This window comes from Pseudoalteromonas sp. NZS127_1 (assembly GCF_015864295.1).
In the GTDB taxonomy this organism is placed as follows: Bacteria; Pseudomonadota; Gammaproteobacteria; order Enterobacterales; family Alteromonadaceae; genus Pseudoalteromonas; species Pseudoalteromonas arctica.
This window is the reverse complement of record NZ_JADYXO010000024.1, coordinates 49,845-58,130: the sequence shown is the minus strand read 5'-3', so window position 1 is coordinate 58,130 and position 8,286 is coordinate 49,845. Positions and strand designations below refer to the sequence as shown.

Sequence of the window (8,286 nt, the reverse complement as noted above, 5' to 3'; positions counted from 1 at the left end):
CTGATCATGACATTGAGATTTAGTTCAAAAAAATCCCCGCTAATTTCTTAGCAGGGATTTGTGTATAAGAGACAGCTATTAGCGCCTTTTTTAGTTAGTTAAAAACTTACTTATAGTTTTCGTAAATTTTATCGAGCGGTTCTGATAAACCACTTTCTTGCACTATACGTACATGTTCACGTTTTAATTCGCGTGCACTAGTCACACCACAAGAATGAGCTATTAGCCCAGCTCCGTAATGAATGTATTTATTATAGTTAGCTACTCGTTGCGCTTTATCAGCTACATTTAAGCCGCGTTGCAAACGCTCGTTATGCGTAGTGATCCCGGTCGGACAGGTATCTTTATTACATTGCATTGCCTGAATACAGCCCAGTGCAAACATATGCCCTCGAGCCGATACAACAAAATCAGCACCGAGCGCTAACGCCCAAGCCACCTTTGAAGGAACAATTAATTTACCAGACGCGATTATTTTAATACGATCTCGCAGTCCATGTTTTTCAAGCATATTAACTACAAGCGGTAAACTTTCGCGCAGTGGTAAACCCACTGAATCCATAAGCGGTTGTGGTGCTGCGCCCGTACCACCATCAGCACTATCTATGGTAATAAAGTCAGGCGCGGACTCTATACCACGGTGGTTTATTTCAGCGAACAACGTTTCTAACCATCCGTAAGCACCAATAACGGCTTTAAACCCTGTAGGTTTACCTGTCGCGTTACGCACAGTGGCAATCATATCGAGAATATCGGCTGGGTTTTTAATTTCAGGATGACCATTGGGGCTAATAGAATCTTGCCCTTCTGGTATGCCCCTAATTTTAGCTATTTCGGCGTTAACTTTGCGCCCTGGTAACATACCGCCTTTACCTGGTTTTGCACCTTGGCTCATTTTAAGTTCAAACATTTTTACTTGTTCATGAGCCGCTATTTCTTTTAGCTTTTCGGTACTTAAATTTCCATGCTCGTCTCGTGCACCATATTTAGCTGTACCAATCTGAAACACTAAATCGGCACCACCTTCTAAGTGATAAGGACTTAACCCCCCTTCACCGGTGTTCATCCAACAACCCGCTAGTTTTGCCCCTTTTGATAAGGCTCGTACAGCTGGCTTTGAAAGCGCACCAAAACTCATACCAGACACATTGAATAACGAGTTGGTCGTGTAAGGTGTTTTACAGTATGGACCCAAAGTAACATTACTCGGGTCGAGCGCTTCTTCGTCTAAAGTAGGAAATGCACAGTTCATAAACATAACCGTACCTGTTACTTCTAAGCTTTGCGTGGAGCCAAATGCAGCCGTACGGTCAACATCTTTTGCTGCACGATAAACCCAACTACGCTCTGCGCGGTTAAACGGCATTTCTTCTCGATCTTGAGCAAAAAAGTACTGTCTAAAAAACTCACCTTGGCGTTCAAAAAAATATCGAAAGCGACCAATAACAGGGTAATTACGTCTAATTGCATGCTTGGTTTGTGTTACATCTCGAATATAAAAAACGACAACGATTAAAACCAATAACCCTAAAACAACAATAAACATACTTGCAAATACATCAATACTAAACATTATAAAATTACTCACCCAAGGCCCCTTGATGACTGTTTTTAAAATAAAAAAGTGCTATATCACCAAAATGACATAACACTTTTATTTGTTCAAGGCTTTAACTGCCTTATATCTAATTCTGTTGTTTAGCTAACTCTGCTTTTATATATAAACGCACTTGCGTTTCAAGTACCGATAAAGGCACTGAACCATGGCGTAATATTTGATGATGAAATTCACGAATATCAAAGCTTTTTCCTAGCGCTTGCTCTGCTTCAATGCGTAAACGCTTAATAGTAAGCTCACCTATTTTGTACGAAAGCGCCTGTGCAGGCCATGTAATATAACGATCGGTTTCGGTTTTAACGTTATGCAACGAAAGCGCTGTATTTTCGCTCATAAAGTTCATGGCACGCTCGCGACTCCAGCCATACATATGCATACCTGTATCAACAACTAAACGCGCTGCTCGCCACATTTCATACGTTAAACGACCAAAACGGCTATATGGGTCTTGATAAAAGCCGGCTTCTAAACCTAAATATTCAGAGTAAAGCCCCCAACCTTCGCCAAATGCCGAGAGGTAAGCATCACGACGATAACTAGGCAGATTTTCAAGCTCTGCATTAAGTGATATTTGTAAATGATGGCCAGGCACGGCTTCGTGCAGCGTTAATGCTTCTAAAACATACAAAGGGCGCTTATCTAAAGCGTAAGTATTTACCCAATAATACCCTGCTTCATCATCTCGATTAGAGCCTGAATAGCGACCGGTTGTGTATTTAGGTGCAATACTAGCAGGTACAGGTGCTACACCATAAGGTTTGCGCGGTAAGGTATGAAATAATTTAGGCAGTTGTGCATCCATTTTTTTAGCAATATAAGATGCTTCTTTTAAAAGTTGCTCTGGTGTTGTGGCGTAAAATTGTGGATCAGTGCGTAAAAAGTGAATAAATTCGGCAAACGTGCCTTTAAAACCTACTTCTGCTATTACGTTTTCCATTTCACTACGAATTCGCTCAACTTCTTTTAAGCCAAGTTCGTGAATCTCTTTAGGTGTCATATCGGTAGTGGTGTAGTACTTAGCTCTATTTTTATAAAACGCTTCGCCATTAGGTGTATCTGATATACCAATACTTGTACGTGCACCAGGTCGATATTGCTGCGTAAAAAACGCTAAATAATCTTTATAAGATTTTATAACCTCTTCTTTTATAATATTTTTAGCTTTTTGTTGTAGTGCTTTAAATTCACTGTCGCTCAAACCCGCTGTATTAGTTAAAAATGGTTTATAAAATTCAGACGTAGTTACATCGTCAACAATGTAAGCATTAATTGAATCTTCATAACCTTCTAATACAGCTCTAGGTTGAGTAAGCCCTGCCTCAAGCCCTTTTTTCATCCAATACATGTTTTGCTCAAAAAAGCGTGGAACTTGCGCCAATCGTGCAAGATACACTTGGTAATCTTCCGGGTTTTTATATTTAGAGCTATTTATTATGTACGACAAACCAGAATGAAACCCATATTCAGAGGTGAGCGGCATATAGTACGCATTAAATACATATTCATCGACACTGTTTTGTACTTGAGCTCGAATAATATCGAAGTTAATTTGATTTTCATCGCTTAGCTTTTCAATATTAATAGTGTCTAATTCAGCAAGTAATCGCGTTTTATTTTTATATTCTTGCGCTAAAAATTCAGGGGATAAATTTGGTAATAAATAACCTTCAACACCACCTACACTATCGTAAGGGTTAATACTTTCTCTATAATCAACAATACTTTGCGCTACTTGAGTAAATTGTTGATCTGAATTTTGCATGGTCATTTGGCATGCACTTAATGAGCACAAAACCGTGATACCAAATAAAGATTGGCGAAGGGGCTTAATTAAAAAATGATTCATTATAATGTAACTTAGCAGTGTTATTAATTTCATAAAGCTATCGTAGGGTAAATAAATAGCAAGTAAATGAGACCAACCTCATAGTAATAATCCCTACTTATACCAAGTGTATTAATACGTTACATACATTAAATGAAGTAAAAACCAGCCTAATTGATGAGAAAAACAGCGATTAAGCTGCTAAAGCAAAATTTAAGTTCCCTAACTATCGTTTTTGCTTTTAAATAGCTCGGATAATGATTACTGTATAAAAAAATAATAAAAAGCTCGGACGCATAACCGCCTCATGGAATGAGATATTTTAAAATTTGCACTTATGCGTACTTAGTTGGTATTTAAAATGATGTTCCATGATTCCATGGCTATTGCACAAGAAAAAATGACCAAAGTGTGTGTTTTTTTAGAGCGCTATACGCTCCCACCTACGCCGCTGAATTATCAAGTTATTTATGCTTATACCAGTCAAACTAATCTCAAGCTAAATAAAGCTTTAGACCGTGCTATCGCTGTTGAAGACAATATAGATAGCGTTTTAATTGAACAACTACATTCTGAGTTTTTAAATACTGGCCACAAAGCGCAAGTCAACATGATTCAAAATGTTGATGGTGTTATAAACTCACTTTCTCAAAATTCTCAAGCTACTGAAAAGCAAATAATTCGCTTTGCGGGTCAAGTGAGCGAATGCGTACATTCGCTAGATGAGAACAACATAGAACAAAGCCGTCAAGCGCTTGAAGTTCTTCATAATCAAACCGCCGAATTACTCAACCAACATAAGCAATTTAAGCAAGAACTAAGCAAAGCCAAACAACTACACGAAAAAACACAAAAGCAGCTAACTCAACTTCGTAAACAGCATATTATTGATAGCCAAACAGGGCTTTATAAGCGCCATTATTTAACGCAACAAACCCAAGTGTGGACTAATCAACAAAAATCTATTTGCGCAATAGCGATTCAAATAGACAACCTTGATCACTTTACTAAAAATTATGGTGATATTATTGGTGAAGTCATTTTGAGTAAAGTCGCTAAGCAAGTGCAAAAATATGTTTTTCAAAGTGGCTTACCTGGTCGCACAGCAAAAGATCAATTTACTGTTCTCCTCGCCGACATAGACCCAGATACAGCTAATGTTATTGCCGAAAAAGTACGAAATGGGGTCGAAAAGCTACGCTTTGTTAGTTCAAAAACAGGTATCAAGCTACCAAGTATTGGCTTATCACTAGGAATTGCTCAGCATCAACAAGAAGATGATTTTAATCAGTTAGCAAAAAAAGCATCTCATGCGGCTTTTAAAGCACGTTCATTAGGTCAAAGTAGTTACACTGCAGGGCAATAAATTACCTGATAAATCATATTCAAATTGCACCTACTGTGTACAATAAAGTACACTAACCTCTATTGTCACGATAGAGATTAATCATGAACGAAACCGAACAAAAGACCACGCATTTTGGTTATAAAACAGTAGCCGAGAACGATAAAGCTTCTATGGTTGCTGATGTATTTCACTCAGTAGCTGCAAAATACGATGTAATGAATGATTTAATGTCTTTTGGGGTGCATCGTTTATGGAAACGTCAAACTATTGCAAGCTCAGGTGTTCGTAAAGGCCATCATGTACTCGATTTAGCCGGCGGCACTGGCGACTTAACGGCAAAGTTTAGCCAATTAGTGGGCGAAACGGGTCAAGTTGTTTTGGGTGATATAAACTCATCTATGCTTAAAGTTGGTCGTGAAAAACTGCATAATCTTGGATTAGTGGGCAATATCGACTACGTACAAATGAATGCAGAAATGCTACCGTTCCCAGATAATAGCTTTGATGTGATCACTATTGCCTTTGGCTTACGTAACGTCACCGATAAAGACAAAGCATTACGCTCTATGTACCGCATTTTAAAGCCAGGTGGTCGTTTACTTGTTTTAGAGTTTTCAAAACCAGAACATGACGTACTTAGTAAAGCTTACGATTTTTACTCATTTAATTTATTGCCTACAATGGGTAAGCTAGTTGCTAACGACAGTGAATCGTATAAGTATTTAGCTGAATCTATTCGTATGCATCCAGATCAAGACACGCTAAAAGCGATGATGGAAGATGCAGGCTTTGAGCAAACAACATACCAAAACCTCACAGGCGGAATTGTTGCGCTGCACCGTGGTTTTAAATATTAAGGCTAGCAGTTATGGCGCTTGAGAAAATAACAAAAAATAATAATGATGCAATACCATCTGAATTTTTTATGTTACCTAATTTTGTACTTTCGCTTATTGAGCGTGTACTAAATCAAGCGCTTAGCCTTGACCCACAATTATCTCAAAAGCTAAGCGCCGTTAAACATCAGCGCTTAGTGGTTGAAGTAAGAGATTGGCAACAAAGCATCCAACTTGTTTATAGCGCTGAGCAATTACACTTATACAGTGCTCAAAATAATGAAAACGCAGATTGTATGATCAGCGCAGACATAGACACGCTTTTAGCGCTTAAAAACCCAGCTATGCTTACCCAGTTAATTCGCCAAGATAAGCTCGACTTACAAGGCGATTTAAATATTGCGCAAACTTATAGCAATGCGTTTTCAGGCATTGATATTGATTGGCCTGAACAGCTCTCTAGATACATTGGTGATACCCCCGCTCAGCAGTTATATCTGCACTTAAAAAAACTAAAACAAAAGAGCAGCAAAACCAACACTAAAATAAGTACAATGCTTACAAGTTTATGCCAAGATGAGCTCGCAATTACTATTCACCCATTAGAACTTGAGCAATTTAAACAAAAAAATAGAGAACTCAAAGGCCAAGTCGCTGCTGTTGAGCAGCGTATAAATACCTTGTTAAACTCTTTTTCACCTTCAAACACCCGCTAAGGATTTTTTGTGTCGACTGCACGTTTGTATAACATCACCAAAACATTACTTAGCTATGGGTTAGACGAGCTAATTCCAAAACATAAGATCCCTTGGTTTGGTAAAGTAGCTCGTGGCAGTTTGTTTTGGCTGCGTAATCAGCACAAAGAAAAACCTGCAGGGCTACGCTTACGTTTGGCACTACAAGAGCTTGGTCCTGTTTGGATTAAGTTTGGCCAAATGCTCTCAACTCGTCGTGACTTACTCCCTCATGATATCGCTTTAGAGCTTGCGTTTTTACAAGATCAAGTTCAGCCATTTGAAGGCGCACTTGCACAAAAAATTATAGAAAAAGCGCTAGAAATTAACGACATAAGCGAATTGTTTAGTGAGTTTTCACAAACACCATTAGCGTCAGCATCAATAGCACAAGTACATACAGCAAAGCTGATTGATGAACACAGCATTGAGCAAGATGTCGTAATTAAAGTCATTCGACCAAATATTCACGAGCAAATTAATGCAGACTTGGCGTTAATGGAAAAACTTGCCAAAGTCCTCGCTAAGGTACACAACGAATCAAAACGTCTTCGTCCTGTCGAAGTTGTTAAGGACTATAAAAAAACACTTCTTGATGAACTTGATTTAATGCGTGAAGGTGCCAATGGCATTCAACTTAAACGTAATTTTGAAGGTTCTGAGTCATTGTATATACCTGCAGTGTATAGTGACTACAGCCGCAGTAATATCCTCGTAATGGAGCGTATTTACGGTATACCCGTATCTGATAAAGATGCGCTTATGGCGCAAAACACCAATATGAAGTTATTGGCTGAGCGTGGCGTAGAGGTATTTTTTACGCAGGTGTTTAGGGACAGCTTTTTTCATGCCGATATGCACCCTGGCAATATATTTGTTTCTCGCGAGCATCCTGAAAATCCAATGTATATCGGTATTGATTGCGGTATTGTTGGTACTTTAAGTAAAGAAGACAAACGCTACTTAGCCGAAAACTTCATTGCCTTTTTTAATCGCGATTACCGCCAAGTAGCACAGTTGCATGTTGATTCTGGCTGGGTACCACACGATACCAGTATTGAAGAGTTTGAATTTGCGATTCGCACTGTATGCGAGCCTATATTTAATAAGCCCCTTGCTGAAATTTCATTTGGTCACGTGCTCGTAAATTTATTTAATACCGCACGTCGTTTTAACATGCAGGTACAACCGCAATTAGTATTGCTACAAAAAACCTTATTATACGTTGAGGGATTAGGGCGTCAGCTGTATCCGCAACTCGACTTATGGAAAACAGCCAAACCCTTTTTAGAAGATTGGGTAAAGCAACAAGTCGGCCCGTTATCTATATTGAAACAAATGTATGCTAACTTACCATTTTGGGCTGAAAAAATGCCCGAGCTACCCGATCTAATTTACCAAAATTTAAAGCGTGCACCACACGCTCATCAACCTCAAGAACAAAAGGTATCTCATAAACCTTTAATTTTAGGTTTATTTGGTAGTGCTACAATGATCATGGCAACACTTTGTTATTTACAGTACGATTTAGTAGCTGCAAGTATTGCAATAGGCTTATCTGTTATTAGCTTTATAGCAGCATGGCGCAGCGCATAAACTGAGTGCTATTTACGCTATTTGGCGTATAATTAGTATTTAAAATAGACATTTAACCATTTTATATATTGGAGAAAACCATGGGTTTTGGTGGTATTAGTATTTGGCAATTATTAATTGTTTTGGCAATCATAGTTTTGCTTTTCGGCACAAAAAAGCTACGCGGTATGGGTGGAGACATTGGCGGCGCTGTTAAAGGCTTCAAAAAAGCAATGTCGGATGATCAAGCTAACGAGCAAGAAAAATCAGAGCAAATTCAACAATCAGAAAAAAGCACCGTTGGCGACTCAATCAATACTGAAAAAACCAAAGATAACAATAAGGTTTAA

At 38.5% G+C, this 8,286-nt stretch carries 7 protein-coding genes; 5 read left to right on the top strand and 2 right to left on the bottom strand.

Annotation, left to right across the window (positions count from 1 at the left end; genetic code table 11):
• Positions 1-106: 106 nt before the first annotated feature.
• Together I6F50_RS17510 and I6F50_RS17505 are read right to left on the bottom strand one after the other, a co-directional pair.
• Positions 107-1,573: an FMN-binding glutamate synthase family protein gene (locus tag I6F50_RS17510; RefSeq protein ID WP_007579865.1), complete on the bottom strand. Its 1,467-nt coding sequence runs from the start codon at positions 1,571-1,573 to the stop codon at positions 107-109.
• 112 nt (positions 1,574-1,685) lie between these two features.
• Positions 1,686-3,464: a DUF885 family protein gene (locus I6F50_RS17505; protein WP_197176881.1), complete on the bottom strand. Its 1,779-nt coding sequence runs from the start codon at positions 3,462-3,464 to the stop codon at positions 1,686-1,688.
• Between the two features lie 358 nt (positions 3,465-3,822).
• Between I6F50_RS17505 and I6F50_RS17500 the strand changes: the two genes are divergently transcribed.
• The 5 genes from I6F50_RS17500 (at position 3,823) to tatA (ending at position 8,286) form a co-directional block, all read left to right on the top strand.
• Positions 3,823-4,809, top strand: coding sequence for a GGDEF domain-containing protein (locus I6F50_RS17500; RefSeq protein ID WP_007579862.1), 987 nt, complete (start codon positions 3,823-3,825; stop codon positions 4,807-4,809).
• A gap of 83 nt (positions 4,810-4,892) precedes the next feature.
• Positions 4,893-5,648 carry a bifunctional demethylmenaquinone methyltransferase/2-methoxy-6-polyprenyl-1,4-benzoquinol methylase UbiE gene (gene ubiE, locus I6F50_RS17495; protein ID WP_024589468.1) on the top strand — a complete coding sequence of 252 codons (756 nt, stop codon included), beginning with the start codon at positions 4,893-4,895 and terminating at the stop codon, positions 5,646-5,648.
• 11 nt (positions 5,649-5,659) lie between these two features.
• The gene (locus I6F50_RS17490; protein ID WP_197176879.1) at positions 5,660-6,343 is read left to right on the top strand and encodes an SCP2 domain-containing protein; all 684 of its coding nucleotides are present in this window, start codon (positions 5,660-5,662) and stop codon (positions 6,341-6,343) included.
• Positions 6,344-6,352: 9 nt separating this feature from the next.
• Positions 6,353-7,957, top strand: a complete 1,605-nt coding sequence (gene ubiB, locus I6F50_RS17485; RefSeq protein ID WP_197176875.1) for a ubiquinone biosynthesis regulatory protein kinase UbiB — start codon at positions 6,353-6,355, stop codon at positions 7,955-7,957.
• Between the two features lie 80 nt (positions 7,958-8,037).
• Positions 8,038-8,286 (top strand): Sec-independent protein translocase subunit TatA, encoded by a 249-nt coding sequence (gene tatA / locus I6F50_RS17480; protein ID WP_165729103.1) that lies wholly within the window; start codon positions 8,038-8,040, stop codon positions 8,284-8,286.